Genomic DNA, 17,969 nt, shown 5'->3' with positions numbered 1-17,969 from the left:
CCTCCTCTTATCTTAATAAACCGTTTCTTTAAAGAAGAACCCTGTATCAATCGAACGATTCACTGGCTGAATCTCTTCAATCCGCTTCACCCAGTCCTCTTTCTGATCTTCATACGCGTCTTTGTCAGTCGTTAGTAAATCAATTGCTTTTCTATAAAGTGATGTCACCTCTGTCATATAAGAAAGTGACTTTAAAATTCCGTCAATTTTAAATGAGTCAATGCCTGCGTCAACAAACTCTTCTAATTCGTCAATCATACACACATCATTTGGACTCATAATATGTGTTCCGTTTGCATCCTCGAAAATAGGATATTTGTTTTGACGCTCTTGGTCATGCAGGAATAGCCCTTCCTCCATGTTTCTGCCTACGACATCCATTTGTTTGCCCTGGTATTCAAAGTAGTTGCCGATGAGCGTACGTTTCGATTGAAACATACATGTCATGCCATGGACTTGAATTTCAATCTCCACCTCAGCATTTTCTTTGATGTCGATCACACTGTCCATATTCAGCTCTTTTGCAAGAACAGCACGCGATGCGCCTTTTCTGCCCCAGTAGTTACAAGTGTAATAGTTTGTCCCAGTCGTTTCTGTACTCCAGTGAAGGTTCAGGTTCACTCCTGTTTCCTTTGCTGCCATGATCACGGCTGGGTCTCCAAAGACGACGCCGTCCACGCTTAATGAATCGAGAAAGGTTAAATAATCTCCAAGCAGCTGCACGCGGTCATTATGAAAAATCGCATTCATCGCTACATACACTTTTTTGTGATGGGCATGTGCAAGCAGAGCCGTTTGTTTCACATCTTCTCTTGAAAACTCACCTGCAAGACGAATACCGTATGTTTGTTCGCCTATTAAGAATGCATCAGCTCCTGCCTCAATTAATGGCAGTACGTCTGACACGCTGCTTGGCGTCACAAGCAATTCTGGTTTCTTCATGATTGGTCACCTCTTTTTGTACTAATGGCGATCCCGTCTCCAACTGGAATAATGCACGTTTGGAAATCAGGGTTTGACATGAGCCATTGATTGTATCGATCAATTTTTCCAATTAATTGTTTTTTTCGTTTATCTTCAATTTCTTCTTCATAATTCGTTGCCACTAAACCTTTGAATAATACATTGTCTGTGATAATCATTCCGTCGTGAGCGAGCATCGGTTCAAACAATTCAAAGAAACGCTTGTACTGCCCTTTTGCGGCATCAATAAAGATCACATCATAGGGCGCCATCGTTTGGACCGTTTTAGCCGATTCGATCGCATCACCAAAAAACACATGTATTCTTTCTTTTAACTTTAATTCCTCAATGTTCCGTGTTGCTTCTTCATAGCGCTTTGCATTTCGCTCAATCGTATAAATCTCAGCATCTGGAAGAGCTGTTGCCATTCGAATAGCGGAATAGCCAATCGCTGTCCCGACCTCCAGAATTTTCTTCGGCTGTTTCATCGAAAGCAGCTGCAATAAAAGCTCGATGCTCACCTTTTCCATAATTGGTACATGATGCTCTTTTGCATAGATCTCTAATTGAGCGATTGCATCAGAACTTGGGTGAATTAAATGTTCAATATAATCATTTATTCGATCATCTTCGATAGTCATTATCTGTCTAGCTCCTTCATGACCTGAAAAAGAAGAGTCCTGCCTATTGCAGCTCTCTTTCTCGTCAATCTTTCGTTCATCTAAGTAAAAACAACCCGATATATTTTACCACAAAGAAGTAGCAATTGCGAACCTATAAAATGGAGATTCCAACGAAAAAAACTGCAGGCAATCTCGTATTGTCTACAGTCTTTTTCGATTCACTTGTCCATTAATTGCTGCCTGTGATGTATTTCGCTTTTGCTTTATTATGCTCATTTAACGTTTTCGTAAATACGACTTCTCCATTTTTCTTCGCAAGGAAGTAAACGTAATCCGTTTTCTCTGGATGCAGTGCGGCTTTCCAAGAGGATTCACCCGCATTTGCAATAGGTCCAGGCGGCAGCCCTTTGTTGTTATACGTGTTATAAGGAGATTTCACTTTTAGGTCTTTGTAATACACACGGGATTTATGCTCACCAAGTGCATAAAGAACGGTTGGATCAGTTTGAAGCGGCATGTCCTTTTTCAACCGGTTATAGAATACACTTGAGATTTTTGCCCGATCTGTCTTTTCTGTTGCTTCCATTTCAATCAGTGAAGCCATCGTTAACACATCATGTATGGACATGTTTCTCTTTTTCATGTCTTTTTCATACGTTTTCACGTATTGATCTGTTTGTTTAATCATCGTTTCAATGATCGTTTCGAGCGATTCATCCTCACGATAAAATGGATACGTAGCAGGGAATAAATAACCCTCCAACGGATGTTTCACCTGTTTTCCATTCACCTGTGATGTCACGGTTTTCGGATATTTTTTCATTAACGTTTGAATAAAAGCAGGATCATCCAGCTTCGCTTCAACTTCCTTCGCTGAAAAATTCGTCTGATTTGCAATAATGGCTGCGATATCAGACAGCTGTCTTCCCTCTGGAATCACAAGCTGAAAGGCGTAATCTGTCCCGCCAGATGTCAGCTTTTTGATCAGCGTGTCTGCGTCCATTGTTTGTTTTAAATGGAAATATCCCGCTTTAAAGCCGGACGCCTTTTTGTATTTTGCATAATAAGTGAAAATCGTGTCATTCGAAATGAGCCCATTTTCTTTTAAAATGCCCGCAATTTCGCGGACAGATGTCCCATTTGGAATATGAATATTAATGGTTTGTTTGCTTTTTTGATCGACCGGTCCGAGTGCTGATTTAACATATAAAAAGCCTGATAATGCTGCAATGATGATGACAGCAAGGACAGATAACAGGACGATCCCCATTTTTCTCTTGAAGAATGGTCGTTTCTTTTGTTCTGAAAACATGCATGGCCCTCCTCACATCTAGCTTTTATAGTACATGATTCGACGGAGTTCGGCAATTCCTTGCTTATGCATGTCATGACAGAACTTGACATAACACGGCTAAACCAATGCCGCCACCACTTCCAATAGCAGCCATGACATAGCTTCCATTCGGTAAGGCGCGCCCTTCATAAAATAATCTCACCATCATAGCAGCTCCTGACGCGCTGTAAGGATGCCCAAGGCAAAGTGCACCGCCTCTTCTATTGATCCGGTCATATGGTATCCCCAGCGTCCGGGCAATAAGTGCAGCTTTCAGCGCAAACGCTTCATTGATTTCAAATAGCGCCACTTCCTCTGCCTTGATGTTCTCTTGATGTAAAAGCTTCTTGATCGCATCAATTGGTGAAGCAGCTGGAAAATGAGGATGTATCGCTGTCACAGCACTTCCGGCATACCGTAGCATTGCCTTATATCCACTTGCTTCCGCTAGCGATCTTTCCATCACAGCGACAGCGGCTGCTCCGTCCGCTTCCTTACAGCTATTGGCGGCAGTCACAGTTCCTTTTCCCGGTAAAAATACAGGCTTTGCCCGCTTGATCAGCTTTGCCATCGGTCTTATTTTAGCAGCCGCTTCATCTATGTTCATCCCGTCAATCGAAACGATTTCTTCTGAATATGTACCATGTGTGAATGCCGCTAAACTTCTTTCCCAGCTTAAAAGTGCATAGTCATCTTGTTCTTTTCTCGTGACGGAAAATGCCGACGCGGTCAGCTCTGCTGCTTCTCCCATATGCGGATCTCCTATCCGCTCCGGTGAAAAGCGCGCTCTCTCTTTCATTGGTGAGCTGGAAATGCTCTCAGTCCCGCCAGCGATATACATCGTGCCCTCCCCCGATTGAACCATGACGCAAGCTGTTCGGATCGCTTCAAGACCAGAGGCACACTGCCTGTCAATTGTCATACCAGGAACGTGTAAAGGAAGACCTGCTTCTAATGAGGACAGACGGGCCATATTTCCACCGCCTCCGACGACATTGCCTAATATGACGTCATCCGGTGTCATGATCTGAGACAAATGCCGAATAAGGGGAGCGGCTAATTGCTCTGGGCGATAATTTTTCAGCATCCCATTTTTGTCACCGAAGGGTGTTCGTTTTGCTTCTACGATCACTGCTTGCATGACAATTGCTCCTCCGCCCACTTTTTCATGCTCGCGCGGGCTATTTTTCCGCCGGATGTTTCAATCATTTGATCAATCACAAGCCATTTTTTTGGTACCTTGTAGGCCGCCAGCTTTTCTTTAACAGCTTGTCGAACCGCCTTTATTTGCGGCTCTTGCTCCAGTATGGCAACAGGGATTTCACCCCAATATGGGTCAGGAACGCCAACCACAATCGACCGTTTTACCTCTGGCTGTTCATTTAGCACACGCTCAATTTCCTCTGGGAAAATATTCAGTCCTCCATAGACAATCATGCCATTCTCACGACCGCTCATATACAGATAACCGTCTTCATCCAGCCATCCCATATCGTAAACTGTCAGCCACTCCTCCGGCGGTTTCTGCTCATGCAAGTAACCTGAAAACGTCATTGGGCTCTTCACATAAATCCTCCCTGTTTCATTTGGCTGGCAGACAGATTGATCAGGCCGCCTTACTTCTACTTGAATGGAGGAGAAAGGCCGTCCAACAGAAGAAGGTTTTTGCATAAAGTCATTTGAAGACAAATAAGAGACAAAACTTAACTCTGATGTGCCATAAAAATCAAAAAAAGTGACATGTGGATAATTGGTGACGAGCTGTTCTTTTGAAGAGCTGCTCCAATCTGCTCCCGATGACATGACAAGAAGCGGATTGTCTTCTCTAAAAGCTTCGATTTGCAGTAACGTTTCTGTCATTGTTGGGACAGTATACATCACGGTGATATCACCTGTCTCTAAGGCTTTCTTCGCTTTTACTGGCACAAATTTTTCTAAAAGCGTCACTGTGCCGCCAAAGTATAATGTACTGATGGCACCATATAAAAAGTGAGAGGATAAAAGTGTACCTAATATAAGAGCATGATCTTGATGAGTGATTCCAAATGAAGCGGTGGTCATTCGAAAGCTCTCGATCCAAGACTGCTGACGCCTAATAAAGGCTTTCGGTGAGCCTGTTGATCCTGACGTAAATCCCATATAAAAGACAGGATCCTTCTCGGTATCGCAGCTGTTATCTGGACTGTCTGTGAGAAGGCTCATTCTTTCCTTCCATTCAGATAAAGAAATAATCGGTATGTCTACGCTGCTTTGTTCAAATCTTTTCATCAATCGATCCTCTATAATGGCGAGATCCGCCTCACTTAACAAGAGCTTTTCAACACATTCTTCATGACTCCATCTCGGATCAAGCGGAACGGCTGTCCACCCTGCACAAGCAGCGCCCGCAAATAGTTGCAAAAAAGAAGCACCATTTGATAATAAAAAAGCGATTCTTTTTTGCTGATGAGCCGTTCCTTGTAACCACTGCGCTGATCTCTGTACACGTTCGTACCAATCTTGATATGTAATGCTTTCTTGCTCATCTATGATGGCAATCTGATCTGGTTTCATTTCTGCATGTACTGCATAGCTTTCCGTTATTCTGATCAAACCGCACGCCTCCCTTTATGCAGATCCCTTTTTCGATATGACATGGCCTGTATGATTTTAACCGTAAAGACAGCACACATTCCCGCTTTGATGAGATCACCTGGAAGATAAATCAAACTAAGGAAAGCGGCCTGCGACACCTTAATATGCATCATCATGGCTTGAAAGGGGATGCCGCACATATACAAAATCACAATACTGCAAACCGCATAGATCACAAAAAGACGCAGTGCGGTTACTTTTTTCAGCCGGTTCACCCATAAGCTGATCATGAAGGCAGCAACAGGATAAGCAAGAAGAAAACCACCGCTTGGACCAAAGAAGACCCCTATCCCGCCTCTCCCGCCTGACAAAAGAGGTGCGCCTGCTGCCACAACCAAAAGAAAAAGACATAAACTGATCAGTGCTTGTTTTGGCTTTAACAGCCCCCCAGCAAGCAAAAGACCTGCGGTTTGCAATGTAATCGGTACAGGTGTAAATGTAAGTAAAATCGGCGGGATCAAGCCTAACATCCCGATGACCGCTGTCATTAACGCTATTTGCATCATATCTTGTATTTTCAATCTCCATGCCCCTCACTCAATTTATTGTTAAAAACAGAGTAAAAGGTACAATTCATTATGTCAACATAAAATGAAATTAAGTTAACATATTGATCGTAAAAAAAGACCTGTGAAGAAAGATCAAGAAGATCTGTTCACAGGCCTTTTATTTGTTCTATTCTTCGTCTTCTTGATCTAAGAACGTATTTAACGTTTCTTCAATCATGTCCCATTCTTCATCTGTTTCAATCGGCTCTAGCTCGCCATCTTCACCGTCTTCATTCGGTGTAAAGCTTGATGCATGAATTTCAATTTCCTCATTGTCTTGTTCAGAAATTGGGTAGTAAAGGACATACGATTTGTTAAAATGGTCGCTTTCAAAAGTAAATAGTACTTCGCAAAGCTGTTCATTTCCATTATCATCAACGATTGTAATTTGCTTTTCTCCGTGTTCCATTTGATTCACCTCATTTTAATTTAAGCTGTCTAAATATCCTTGCAGGATCATGACAGCCGCCATTTTATCAATGACTTTTTTACGCTTTTGTCTGCTCACATCTGCAGAGATGAGCATTTTTTCCGCTGCCATTGTTGACAGACGCTCGTCCCAAAGCACAACAGGAACATTGTACGTGTTTTCTAGCACTTTCGCAAATGATTGGCTGGCTTCGCCTCTAGGACCGACCGTACCGTTCATATTTTTTGGAAAGCCAAGTACAATTTTATCCGCTCCGTATTCCGCTATGATCTCAGACAGGCGGCTGAGACCAAAGTCTCCGCCTGCTTCATCAATTTTAATTGTTTCAACCCCTTGCGCTGTCCATCCCATTTCATCACTGATCGCAACACCAAGGGTTTTCGTGCCTAAATCTAAGCCCAAAATTCTCATGTTTTACGCCTCTTTATGTGTCTCTAAGTACGATTTAACCAATTCCTCAATTAATTCGTCTCGTTCTAGTTTACGAATTAGGTTGCGTGCATCCTGATGTCTTGGAATATAAGCAGGGTCGCCTGACAGCAAGTATCCGACAATTTGATTGATCGGGTTGTATCCTTTTTCTTGGAGTGCGTCATGAACTGTAATGAGCACTTCATTCACATTGGTTTCAGCTGAATCATCAGAGAAGTTAAACTTCATTGTCTTATCAAATGAACTCACTGCTTCTTGCACCTCTCTTCCAACATTCTACTAGCAAGCTTTTTTCTAACCGCTCATCTAATACCATTATTCTACACTACATTGCCTGATTATAAAACGGATTTGACAGATTCTTCGACAGTTGCCAGTGCTTCTTCAAGCTTTTCTGGTTGTTTTCCGCCTGCTTGTGCCATGTCTGGACGTCCGCCTCCGCCTCCGCCGCAGATTTCAGCTGCCTGCTTCACAAGCTTCCCTGCATGCAGACCTTTTTCGATCACGTCTTTTGTTACTCCTGCTGAAATGTTTACTTTTCCGTTTTGAACGGCTCCAAGGACGATGACAGCTGATCCTAATTTAACTTTTAAGTCATCAACCATTGTTCTTAAATGGTTCATGTCTTTAGCATTTACTTTTTCAGTTAATACTTTCACTCCGCCAACTTCTGTCACTTTCTCTAAAATAGAGCCAGCTTCTGCTTGGCTTAATTTCCCAAGGAGAGATTCGTTTTCTCTTTGAGCCTCTTTTAAATCTGCCTGTAATGAAGCAATCCGTTTTGGTACATCCTTCGTATTTGACTTCAGCTCACTTGCTGCCTGTTCTAAAATCGCCAGCTGGTCATTTAATTCTTCATAAGCGCCTTTACCAGTCACAGCTTCAATACGGCGTGTTCCAGCACCAATACCCGACTCAGATGCAATTTTAAACAAACCGATTTCCGCAGTGTTTTGCACGTGACAGCCGCCGCATAGCTCGATGCTGTAATCGCCCACTTGGACAACACGGACAATATCGCCATACTTCTCGCCAAAGAGCGCCATTGCACCCATTTCTTTTGCTTCAGCAATTGGTTTCAAGTCAATGGCAACAGAGATACCTTCCCAAATTTTTTCGTTGACGATTTTTTCAATTTGAGACAATTCTTCTTTCGTCACTTGTCCAAAGTGAGAGAAATCAAAGCGAAGTCTGTTTTCATTTACCAATGAACCTGCTTGGTTTACGTGGCTTCCTAATACATCTTTGAGCGCCTGATGCAGAAGGTGTGTCGCTGTATGGTTTTTGACAATCCCTTTTCGAAGAGCCGATTCCACTTCTGCAGTGACCTCGAGACCTTTTTGAGCCGTACCGCTTACAACGACTCCTTCATGGACATGCTGACCGTTTGGCGCTTTTTTCACATCTTTGATCTCAATGATGGCTTCTGCACTTTTTAGTGTTCCTTTATCCGCTACTTGTCCGCCGCTTTCCGCATAGAAAGGCGTTTCATCTAACAAGATTTGCACCGTGTCTCCTTCATGTGCTTCAGAGACAAGTTCACCATTTTGAAGCAATTCGATAATGCGAGTTTCCGCAGTTAAATTTTCGTAGCCAACAAAGGTACTTTCCACTTTAATATCGCCTAAAGCGCCGCCTTGAACCTGCATACTGCCGACATCTTGTCTCGCATTTCTTGCCCGTTCACGCTGCTTCTCCATTTCCGCTTGGAAGCCTTCTCGATCAACTGTCATGTTTTCATCTTCTGCGTATTCTTCTGTCAGCTCGACAGGGAATCCATACGTGTCATACAGCTTAAATACATCTTCACCTGAAATCTGTGAGCTGCCTTTGTCTCTTTCTTTTTTGATCACTTCTGACAAAATAGCTAACCCTTCGTTCAGTGTTTCGTGGAAACGTTCCTCTTCGTTTTTGATGACTTTCGCAATAAATTCTTCTTTTGCTTGTACATCTGGGTAGAAATCCTTCATGATCTCAGCAACAACTGGCACTAAATCATACATAAACGGACGGTGGATATGGATCGTTTTTGCATAACGCACAGCTCGGCGCAGCAAACGTCTTAATACATATCCGCGGCCTTCATTGGAAGGAAGCGCACCGTCACTTACAGCAAAGGCAACTGTCCGGATATGGTCAGCAATGACTTTAAATGCTGTATCTTTTTCCTTCGCCAAACCATAGCTTTCTCCAGAAATGGTTTCGACTGCACGAATAATCGGCATGAAAAGGTCTGTATCGAAGTTCGTTGGCACATTTTGAATGACAGATACCATTCGTTCAAGGCCCATCCCTGTATCAATGTTTTTCTTCGGTAGTGGGGTGTATGATCCATCTGGATTATGGTTGAATTCAGAGAACACGAGATTCCATACTTCTAGATAACGCTCGTTTTCTCCGCCTGGATATAATTCTGGATCGTTCATGTCGTCACCGTATGATTCACCGCGGTCATAGAAAATTTCTGTATTCGGTCCGCTTGGGCCCTCGCCAATATCCCAGAAGTTGCCTTCAAGACGGATAATACGTTCTTCAGGCACACCAATTTTATCTCTCCAAAGGATATATGCTTCTTCGTCCTCTGGGTGGACTGTCACAGATAACAAATTCGGATCAAAGCCAATCCACTCTTCACTAGTGAGGAATTCCCACGCCCATTCAATGGCCTCTTCTTTAAAATAATCACCAATAGAAAAGTTGCCAAGCATTTCAAAGAACGTGTGATGACGTGCTGTCTTCCCTACATTTTCAATATCATTCGTACGAATCGATTTTTGTGCGTTGCAAATACGCGGATTGTCAGGTACGACGCGGCCATCAAAGTATTTTTTTAATGTTGCCACCCCACTGTTGATCCATAAAAGTGTCGGATCGTCATGCGGTACAAGTGACGCACTCGGTTCTACAGCATGTCCTTTTTCTTTAAAAAAGTCTAAAAACATTTGACGTACTTGAGCTGAAGTTAAAGTTTTCATTCAAAAATCCTCCCTTATCATTCATCAATCTCCACACAAACGAAAAAAACATCCCGCCCTATGCAAGCACAAAACGACTTACACAGGGACGAGATGTTCTCGCGGTACCACCCTGATTATAGACACATTCGTCTATCACCTTCACATCCGATAACGCCGGAAGAGAGCGGCAGTGTTTATCTGCACTCGGGACTAGCTTCCGTTAAAGGTCTGATAAGGCTTTTCTCAGCAAATAAAGCCTCTCTCTGCAACAGCTTTTTAACGTACTCGGGTCCGTCATTGAATTTCAATATGTATGAATCGAAATTATTATAGACAACTCGGCTCGTCTTGTCAATGAACGCTTCGTCTCATCAGGATATATTGCACAATGATCACCCTGATAATCGCAGCTGCTGGAACGGCTAAAATCATCCCAATTAAGCCAAACAGCTCCCCTCCTGCAAGCAAGACAAGCATAATGACGACAGGATGCATATGAAGACTTCGTCCTACAATGATCGGGCTGAGGACATTGCTCTCTAAAAATTGCAGCACCGCTACTGTGATCAATACGATGATGACCGATTTCACTGAGATGGTAAACGCAATAAAGATGGCAGGAACTGCGCCAATTATCGGTCCAAAATACGGAATCACGTTCGTTGCTCCTATCAGCATGCCAAGAACGAGCGGATACGGGATATGAAAAAGCCAAAGCACAATGGCTGCTGCACCCCCGATTAAAGAACAGACAAGCAGCTGCCCTCGAATATAATCACCAAGCGATTCATCCACTGCTTTCACAAAGGCATGCCCCCTCTTCCTAAATGACGGCGGCGTTAAATACCATGCCGCCCGTTTCATCGTACTCATGTCTTTTACCATATAAAAAACAAGAAAAGGGATGAGTGCAGCGACTAATGCGTAATCAAATAAAACTTTACAGCTAAGAATCATCCGCTCAGCGCTATTGGCTGCATATGTCTCCGATTGAACAATGAAGCGGTCCAAGCGGTCATGAAGTCCGTCAGGCCAGTGGCTCGTATGATGATGAATATGTGATAAAGCGCCATTATACGTTTCAGCGATGACAGGAATTTGTTCTGACAGCTCATTTAACTGTGCGATCATAACAGGCGCTCCTTTATATACCGCAAAACCAATCCCGCCAAAAAACAGGACATAGATGAGTAAGAGACTGACTGTTCTCGGCAGCCCTCGTGCATGCAGTCTTTCCACAATCGGATAAAGCAGATAAGAAATAAAAATAGCGATGAGAAGCGGAATGAGAACCGCCTTCAGCAATAAAAAAACAGGCATCCATAACTCGTCGAGCTGCAGTAAAATGAGCAAGGATGCAAGGACAAGCAGAACCCCTGCAGCATATATCAGAAATTGGATCGGACGTTTCTTCACCTTTTTCACCTCTTTTCTTATTGTTTAACCATTTTCTGCAATTATCCACGTAAATAAAATTTGTCCTAACTTTGTTAAAAATGAATACACATGAAACATACAGCTCCATCCAAAGTCACTGTTTGCTGTAAAATCTCGTCAGAAAATATTCCATCATTTACTTCTTTTTACACAAGTTGTGCTAGAATCCACTTTAGCTTTAGCCAATGAAACACAAGAGGAGGTTCTTCATGATCACATTCGAAGAAGTCAACAAGCATTATGGCCAGTTCCATGTACTTAAGGACATTAACCTACATATTCAAAAAGGGGAGGTTGTTGTGATCATCGGTCCTTCAGGGTCTGGTAAAAGCACGATGCTCAGGTGTATCAATCGTCTTGAAAGCATTGATGCGGGAAAAGTTCTCGTCAACCAAGTGTCTGTTCAGCATCCGAAGACCAACATCAATCTTGTTAGGCAAAATATCGGAATGGTCTTTCAGCATTTTCACCTCTATCCGCATAAGACGGTGCTTGAAAACATTATGCTTGCGCCGATGAAGGTCAAAAAAGTGAGCAAGGAAGAAGCAAAGGAAACAGCTGAATTTTATTTAAATAAAGTCGGCATTCCTGAAAAGGCAGACACCTACCCTTCACGACTCTCGGGCGGACAGCAGCAGCGCGTTGCCATTGCAAGAGGGCTTGCGATGAAGCCGGAGGTGATGCTTTTCGACGAACCGACATCTGCACTTGATCCAGAGATGATCGGCGAGGTATTAGATGTGATGAAGCAGCTGGCTCGTGAAGGCATGACCATGGTTGTCGTCACACATGAAATGGGCTTTGCCCGCGAAGTGGCTGACCGCATTGTCTTTATTGATGAAGGCAGAATTCTTGAAGAATCAACACCGGCTGCATTTTATGAAAAACCGCAAGAGAAACGTGCTCAATTATTTTTAAGCCGTATATTAAATCACTAGGGGGAATGGTTTGATGAAAAAAATGAAACGCTTTGGCCTGCTGCTCTTTATGACTTGCTGCATCGCCGCTTTGGCTGCTTGTGGATCTACTGAAAAAGGCTCAACTGATGCGAAACAAGGAAGTTCTTTAGAAGCCATTAAGAAAGACAAAAAAATCATTTTCGGTGTAAAAAATGACACACGTTTATTCGGTCTAAAAAATCCGAGCAGCGGTGATATTGAAGGATTTGATATTGACATTGCAAAAGCCATCACAAAGGAAATACTCGGCGATGAAGGAAAAGCAGAATTTAAGGAAGTGACATCTAAAACAAGAATTCCTTTGCTTCAAAAAGGGGATATCCATGCGATTGTTGCGACCATGACAATTACAGAAGAGCGTAAAAAAGAAGTCAATTTCTCAGATGTTTACTTTGAAGCAGGACAATCACTGCTTGTGAAAAAAGGAAGCGACATTCAATCCATTGATGATCTTAAAAAAGGAACGAAGGTGCTGGCCGTGAAAGGATCTACTTCTTCTCAAAATATCCGTGAGAAAGCACCTGAAGTATCCGTATTAGAATTTGAGAACTATCAAGAGGCTTTTACAGCTTTAAAATCAAATCAAGGGCAAGTGCTGACAACTGATAATGCGATCTTATTTGGTATGGCAGATGAGGATTCAAATTACGAAGTCGTCGGCGGCACCTTTACAGATGAGCCTTATGGCATTGCTGTGAAGAAAGGGGATCAAGAATTAACAGATGCGATCAATAAAGCTTTAAAAACGTTAAAAGACAATGGAGAGTATGACAAAATTCTTAAAAAATGGATCAAAGAATAACATTTGTTTCGTCAAGATCAATGCCTCAGGTGAGCCGCTCAAAGGCTCCCCTGTTAATCAGGAAGGAAGTGAACTGATTGCTGCGGTTTTCCATTCTCACTGAAAATGTTCATCTTTATTTAGAAGGCTTTAAATATACCATTGGTGCAAGTGTCATTGCTCTGATTGGAAGCTTTTTGATCGGTACACTCATTGCCATTATGAGAATTGCGCCATTTAGGCCGCTCAACTGGTTCGGAACGGCTTATGTTGAATTTATTCGGAATATTCCGTTATTATTGATCACCTTTGTTTTCTTCTTTGGTTTACCGGTGCTGGGTATTGTAGCAGATGGCTTTACTGCTGGTACGATTGCTCTTGCCATTTATACGTCTGCCTTTATTGCTGAAGCCATTCGTGCAGGGATACAAGCTGTACCGCTCGGACAAATGGAAGCAGCCCGCGCCTCAGGTCTGTCATATGGCGGGACGATGCGGTATATCATTTTGCCGCAGGCGATTAAAATCGTCATTCCCCCTCTTGGGAATCAATTTATTAACCTTGTCAAAAACTCCTCGATTTTAGGTGTCATTGCAGGGTTTGATCTCATGTATCAAGGAGACCTTATTGCGTCTAGAACATTTGTGACGTTTGATGTCTACATCTTTGTTGCGATGTTCTATCTGCTATTAACCATTCCGCTCAGTTTAGGTGTTGGTTATTTAGAAAGAAGATTAGCAAGAAGCCACTAGAAAGGAGGAAACATCATGGATTTTATAGGTGCCTACCAACCTGATCATCTCGCCTTTTTACTTGAAGGATTTGCTGTCACCTTAAAAGTGGCTTTTATCTCCATCATTTTGAGCTTTATCATTGGATTAGTCGTTGGCACATTACGGTTCGCTCAAATACCGATTTTATCGAAGGTGCTTGCGGTAGTTGTAGAAACCATTCGGAACCTGCCACTTTTACTGATCATCTTTTTCACGTATTTTGCATTGCCTGAAATCGGCATCAAGCTAAGCATCACAGCCTCTGCCATTGCGGCTTTAACTGTGTTTGAATCCGCGATGCTGTCAGAAATTATTCGGAGCGGCCTTAAATCAATTGATAAGGGCCAGATCGAAGCAGCCAGGTCTTCTGGTTTAACCTATATTCAAACATTGAAAATGATTATTATGCCGCAGGCCCTGCGCAGAATGGTGCCGCCAATTGTCAGTCAATTCATATCTCTTTTAAAAGATACGTCGCTTGCCGTTGTCATTGCGCTTCCAGAATTATTGCATCACGCTCAAATATTAAACGGTCAAAGCCAATCCTATTTACTGCCGATTTTCCTATTGGCAGCTATGATGTATTTTGTCGTCAATTTCAGCTTATCCATTCTTGCAAGACGATTAGAATACAGGCAGGCATAAAAAGAACATCCGCTCTTGGCGAATGCCAGCGTATAGACCGGTTGGCTATCACGCTGAAAAAAACAAAGGGCTAAAATGAAGATCATTTTAGCCCTTTTTGTTTACATCATTCTCATAACACGTTTTCTTAGCTTTTTCATATCCCGCTTTGATGGCATATCATATCGGCTTGCAAAATGATATGCGAGTGCACCTGCACCAAGCGTTAATAGTGAAGAAGTCATTTTGCCCATTCGAAATTCCCCCTTAACACTTATAGTTGAATTGAACGTTCATCGTCACTAAACAGATCATCTAAGCTGCTTAGTGTCCCATCTTCCTCCACTTGGTGTGTAGATATTTTGCCTTTTGACAGCGTCAATTCAATAAAACAGCCCCAGCAATAATATTGATTGACCCCAATTTTTCCGATGTCTTTACATTTGCAATTTGGGCAAATGAGCATAATCAGCACCTCTTTACGTTCGGTTTAGAACCAGTGCTTCCTTTTGAACGTTCATCAAGGTTCCGGCAGCCTGCAGCTGTTTCCGAATCCCTGATAGCTCTGTAAAGAAGCCGTCCGAGAGTTCATATGCTACGATTGTGCCCGAATTTGAGCAAAAGTATACATCTTCCAAAATGCCTAAATTTTCACCATCAGGCGACTGCAACATTTTCTTTTTTAATTTCGAAAATAACAAGAATGGAGCAGAGGAATCCATGCCCACTCCCTCCTGGCAGCTCACATACAAACCTTTGTCTGTCAGCTGATCAAAAGCAGAAAATGGAACGAGTGCACAGTCTTTCTTTTTCCCCTCTAACACATATCCTCCGCAGCTGCCTCCGGCTAAAAAGCAAATATCTTTTATGGAACCAAGCGATTGGGACAGCTCATCTGTATAGATCGTCATTCCTTCAAGTTCTCGGCATGTTCTCAAAATGTGCTCAACCACCTTTTGCGGAACAGTCTTATCGTGTGCGTTTGCTTCATGACTCATACGAAGAAATGGCTTCCATGAACGGAATGGGAGAAACTCTTTTCACGCTAAAAGGCTTCCATATGGAAGCCTTCTACTCATGCATAAAATCAAATGGAGTGATTCCCTCCATGCCAATATTTGCGTCATGTACGCTAAACGGAAGCTCTTTTTGGAGTGCTTCAAGTTCTGCATCCATAATTTGTTCGGTTTGCACTAGCCGCATCGTTAAGGACGTTTGTCTGAGGGAATCCTCATTGTTTTTCACGCCCCACTCCAGCGCTGATTCCTCGCCGCACAGTATTAAAAACTTTTTACTGCGTGTAATGGCTGTGTACAGTAGATTCCGCCGAAGCATTCGGTAGTAGCTCCTGACGACTGGCAGCACAACAATCGGGAATTCACTTCCTTGTGATTTGTGAATAGAGCAGCAATAAGCATGTGTAAATTGATGAAAATCTTTTTTTGTAAAGGTGATTTCATTTCCATCAAAAGAGATCACAGCCATGTCTTCTTTTTCTGTATTTTCTTTTGCATAAAAAATCGAGACAATTTCACCGATATCGCCGTTAAAAATGTTGTTCTCCGGCTGATTCACAAGCTGAAGCACCTTATCACCTGTCCGGTACACCACATCACCAAACGGGATTTCCCTTCCCTTTGGTTTTTTAGGATTCAAAATGTGCTGCAGCATTTTATTGAGCTCATTGATGCCTGCTTTTCCTTTATACATCGGTGCCAGCACTTGAATATCCTTTGCCGAAAACCCTTTTTGAGCAGCATTGCTGACAACTTTCTCAATGACTTCTTTCATTTGATCAGCTGAACACTGAATGAAGGACCGATCCTTTGAGCGTGCAGTGATATCCTTTGGCAGCACACCATTTTTCATATCATGTGCAAGTTCAACAATGGTTGAGCCGTCTGCCTGCCGGTAAATATCTGTCAGGGTAACAGCCGGCACGGCTTTTGAGGCAAGCAAATCCCGTAAAACTTGGCCTGGTCCGACAGATGGCAGCTGATGTTCATCCCCTACCATAATCACTTGGATATGATCAGGAATCGCTTTAAATAAATGATTCGCCAGCCAAATATCCAGCATACTTGATTCATCAATAATGACAAGCTTTCCTTCAATCGGCTGTTCCTCATCATGAGAGAAGCCCTCCGAACCATTCCAGCCTAGCAGCCGGTGAATGGTCACAGCTGGAAGCCCTGTTGATTCTGTCATCCGTTTAGCCGCCCGTCCAGTTGGTGCCGCAAGCACAAATGGGAAGGATTCATCTTTTTTATAATCACTCGGATCAAGAGAAACACCGTGAAGATCACTGTAAAGCTCGACAATTCCTTTAATGACCGTCGTCTTCCCTGTTCCAGGCCCGCCTGTTAAAAGCAGCATCGGGGACATGAGTGCCTTTTGAATCGCTTCCTTTTGTGTCGGTGCATATTGGACGCCTAACCGCTCCTCCAACTCGCCAAGTGCCAGCAGGAATTCTGATTCAGGAAATTGATCTGCATATTCTGTTTGGGAGACGATTTTTTGAATGCGTTTGGCGACACTTTGCTCCGCATAAAATAAGGATGGATGATAGCAGCGGTCATCTTCAATGATCATTTCTTTTCCTTCGCCAAGTGCAATGATCTGATTGGCAACATCCATTTCAGTCACTTTGTAATCATTGCCGGTTTGGTTGAGCAGCTTGCGGGTTTCGACGATCAAATCTTTCGTTTGTATGTACGTATGACCGTCCTGTAGACTGGCTGTCTCCACTGTATATAGCAAGGCGGCGCGAATCCGTTCTGGGTCATTTCCTGAGATGCCTGTTCTAGCCCCAAGCTCATCCGCCTTAATAAATCCGATTCCCTCAACATCCTTAACGAGCTGATAGGGATTTTCCTCGATTTTCTGCAGCGTTTCACTCTCGTATACTTGGTAAATCTTCATGCTGAGCTGCGGACCAAAGCCATACTGATTCAGGCTGATCATGATTTGTTCCAGCCCTTGATGCTCCTGAAGCGCTGCGGCAAGCTTATCCGCCTTCTTTTTTGATAAGCGCGGTACATCATACAAAACAGCTGGGTCACGCATAATCTTATGAAGCGTCTGATTGCCAAGCTGCCCCACGATTTCTTCAGCGGTCTTTTTCCCTATCCCCTCAAATAAATCACTTGAGAGATAATGTATGATTCCTTGCTTCGTTGTCGGCACTTCCTTTTGAAAATGAGTCGCCTGAAACTGTTCACCAAATTTCGGATGGCTTGTCACTTTGCCATAAAAGGTGTAGGTTTCCTCCTCATGAAGTGCTGGGAAGTAGCCTGTGACAGATGCTGTTTTTTCCTCTAAGTTTTCCGATGTTTCAATGACTTTCACCTTTAACACCGAGTATAAATTACTTTCATTATGGAAAATAACGGCTTGAATGGTCCCCTTTAAAAACGGTTCGTCCTCAAGCTTCATTTGATCTGGATGTTCCTGCACAGGTCTTCCCTCCTTCCAT

19 protein-coding genes and 1 other annotated feature are annotated in these 17,969 nt (G+C 43.0%); of the genes, 4 read left to right on the top strand and 15 right to left on the bottom strand.

All coding sequences use genetic code 11. The annotated features are described in order from the left end of the window. Nucleotides 1-12: 12 nt before the first annotated feature. The 11 genes from M1D84_RS06710 to M1D84_RS06660 all read right to left on the bottom strand — a co-directional run bounded on the left by M1D84_RS06710 (nt 13) and on the right by M1D84_RS06660 (nt 11,336). Nucleotides 13-942, bottom strand: coding sequence for a peptidase U32 family protein (locus M1D84_RS06710; RefSeq protein ID WP_034622436.1), 930 nt, complete (start codon nt 940-942; stop codon nt 13-15). After that, entirely contained in the window at nt 939-1,604 is a 666-nt protein-coding gene (locus M1D84_RS06705) for an O-methyltransferase (protein ID WP_281237028.1), read from the bottom strand. The genes M1D84_RS06710 and M1D84_RS06705 overlap by 4 nt, the downstream gene beginning before the upstream one ends. Before the next feature lie 211 nt (nt 1,605-1,815). Next, complete coding sequence (gene mltG / locus M1D84_RS06700; protein WP_025092416.1) at nt 1,816-2,898, bottom strand: endolytic transglycosylase MltG; 1,083 nt, start codon at nt 2,896-2,898, stop codon at nt 1,816-1,818. Nucleotides 2,899-2,971: 73 nt separating this feature from the next. Then, entirely contained in the window at nt 2,972-4,060 is a 1,089-nt protein-coding gene (locus tag M1D84_RS06695) for an acetyl-CoA C-acyltransferase (RefSeq protein WP_073206466.1), read from the bottom strand. Continuing rightward, nucleotides 4,048-5,508: an acyl-CoA synthetase gene (locus tag M1D84_RS06690; RefSeq protein WP_185854542.1), complete on the bottom strand. Its 1,461-nt coding sequence runs from the start codon at nt 5,506-5,508 to the stop codon at nt 4,048-4,050. The genes M1D84_RS06695 and M1D84_RS06690 overlap by 13 nt, the downstream gene beginning before the upstream one ends. Continuing rightward, nucleotides 5,508-6,074, bottom strand: a complete 567-nt coding sequence (locus M1D84_RS06685; protein WP_041107025.1) for a biotin transporter BioY — start codon at nt 6,072-6,074, stop codon at nt 5,508-5,510. The genes M1D84_RS06690 and M1D84_RS06685 overlap by 1 nt, the downstream gene beginning before the upstream one ends. A gap of 154 nt (nt 6,075-6,228) precedes the next feature. Further along, nucleotides 6,229-6,510: a DUF1292 domain-containing protein gene (locus M1D84_RS06680; RefSeq protein ID WP_024423112.1), complete on the bottom strand. Its 282-nt coding sequence runs from the start codon at nt 6,508-6,510 to the stop codon at nt 6,229-6,231. Nucleotides 6,511-6,525: 15 nt separating this feature from the next. Further along, nucleotides 6,526-6,942, bottom strand: a complete 417-nt coding sequence (gene ruvX, locus M1D84_RS06675; RefSeq protein ID WP_025092420.1) for a Holliday junction resolvase RuvX — start codon at nt 6,940-6,942, stop codon at nt 6,526-6,528. 3 nt (nt 6,943-6,945) lie between these two features. Continuing rightward, nucleotides 6,946-7,212, bottom strand: coding sequence for an IreB family regulatory phosphoprotein (locus tag M1D84_RS06670; protein WP_008358522.1), 267 nt, complete (start codon nt 7,210-7,212; stop codon nt 6,946-6,948). Nucleotides 7,213-7,301: 89 nt separating this feature from the next. After that, complete coding sequence (gene alaS / locus M1D84_RS06665; RefSeq protein WP_185853721.1) at nt 7,302-9,938, bottom strand: alanine--tRNA ligase; 2,637 nt, start codon at nt 9,936-9,938, stop codon at nt 7,302-7,304. Between the two features lie 81 nt (nt 9,939-10,019). Beyond that, nucleotides 10,020-10,227: a binding site (T-box leader), on the bottom strand. Between the two features lie 44 nt (nt 10,228-10,271). After that, the gene (locus M1D84_RS06660; protein ID WP_044331701.1) at nt 10,272-11,336 is read right to left on the bottom strand and encodes an AI-2E family transporter; all 1,065 of its coding nucleotides are present in this window, start codon (nt 11,334-11,336) and stop codon (nt 10,272-10,274) included. Nucleotides 11,337-11,566: 230 nt separating this feature from the next. Between M1D84_RS06660 and M1D84_RS06655 the strand changes: the two genes are divergently transcribed. The 4 genes from M1D84_RS06655 to M1D84_RS06640 all read left to right on the top strand — a co-directional run bounded on the left by M1D84_RS06655 (nt 11,567) and on the right by M1D84_RS06640 (nt 14,515). Beyond that, complete coding sequence (locus M1D84_RS06655) at nt 11,567-12,295, top strand: amino acid ABC transporter ATP-binding protein (protein WP_024423116.1); 729 nt, start codon at nt 11,567-11,569, stop codon at nt 12,293-12,295. Nucleotides 12,296-12,308: 13 nt separating this feature from the next. Continuing rightward, complete coding sequence (locus M1D84_RS06650; protein WP_103131897.1) at nt 12,309-13,118, top strand: transporter substrate-binding domain-containing protein; 810 nt, start codon at nt 12,309-12,311, stop codon at nt 13,116-13,118. 77 nt (nt 13,119-13,195) lie between these two features. Continuing rightward, nucleotides 13,196-13,849: an amino acid ABC transporter permease gene (locus M1D84_RS06645; RefSeq protein ID WP_024423118.1), complete on the top strand. Its 654-nt coding sequence runs from the start codon at nt 13,196-13,198 to the stop codon at nt 13,847-13,849. A 15-nt stretch (nt 13,850-13,864) separates the two neighbouring features. Beyond that, nucleotides 13,865-14,515, top strand: coding sequence for an amino acid ABC transporter permease (locus tag M1D84_RS06640; protein ID WP_024423119.1), 651 nt, complete (start codon nt 13,865-13,867; stop codon nt 14,513-14,515). A 101-nt stretch (nt 14,516-14,616) separates the two neighbouring features. On the opposite strand, the gene M1D84_RS06635 is transcribed toward M1D84_RS06640, so the two are convergent. The 4 genes from M1D84_RS06635 to recD2 all read right to left on the bottom strand — a co-directional run bounded on the left by M1D84_RS06635 (nt 14,617) and on the right by recD2 (nt 17,950). Further along, a complete protein-coding gene (locus M1D84_RS06635; RefSeq protein ID WP_003216198.1) occupies nt 14,617-14,748 on the bottom strand; it encodes a YrzQ family protein in 132 nt (43 codons plus the stop codon). 20 nt (nt 14,749-14,768) lie between these two features. Beyond that, entirely contained in the window at nt 14,769-14,960 is a 192-nt protein-coding gene (locus M1D84_RS06630) for a hypothetical protein (protein WP_003216308.1), read from the bottom strand. Between the two features lie 13 nt (nt 14,961-14,973). Next, the gene (locus M1D84_RS06625) at nt 14,974-15,492 is read right to left on the bottom strand and encodes a PRC-barrel domain-containing protein (protein WP_051170124.1); all 519 of its coding nucleotides are present in this window, start codon (nt 15,490-15,492) and stop codon (nt 14,974-14,976) included. 73 nt (nt 15,493-15,565) lie between these two features. Continuing rightward, nucleotides 15,566-17,950, bottom strand: coding sequence for an SF1B family DNA helicase RecD2 (gene recD2, locus M1D84_RS06620; protein ID WP_024423121.1), 2,385 nt, complete (start codon nt 17,948-17,950; stop codon nt 15,566-15,568). Between the last annotated feature and the right edge of the window lie 19 nt (nt 17,951-17,969).

The sequence above is a fragment of the Bacillus sp. PK5-006 genome, from assembly GCF_054161415.1.
The sequence above is the reverse complement of the archived record's forward strand: the minus strand, read 5'-3'. Positions and strand labels throughout refer to the sequence as shown.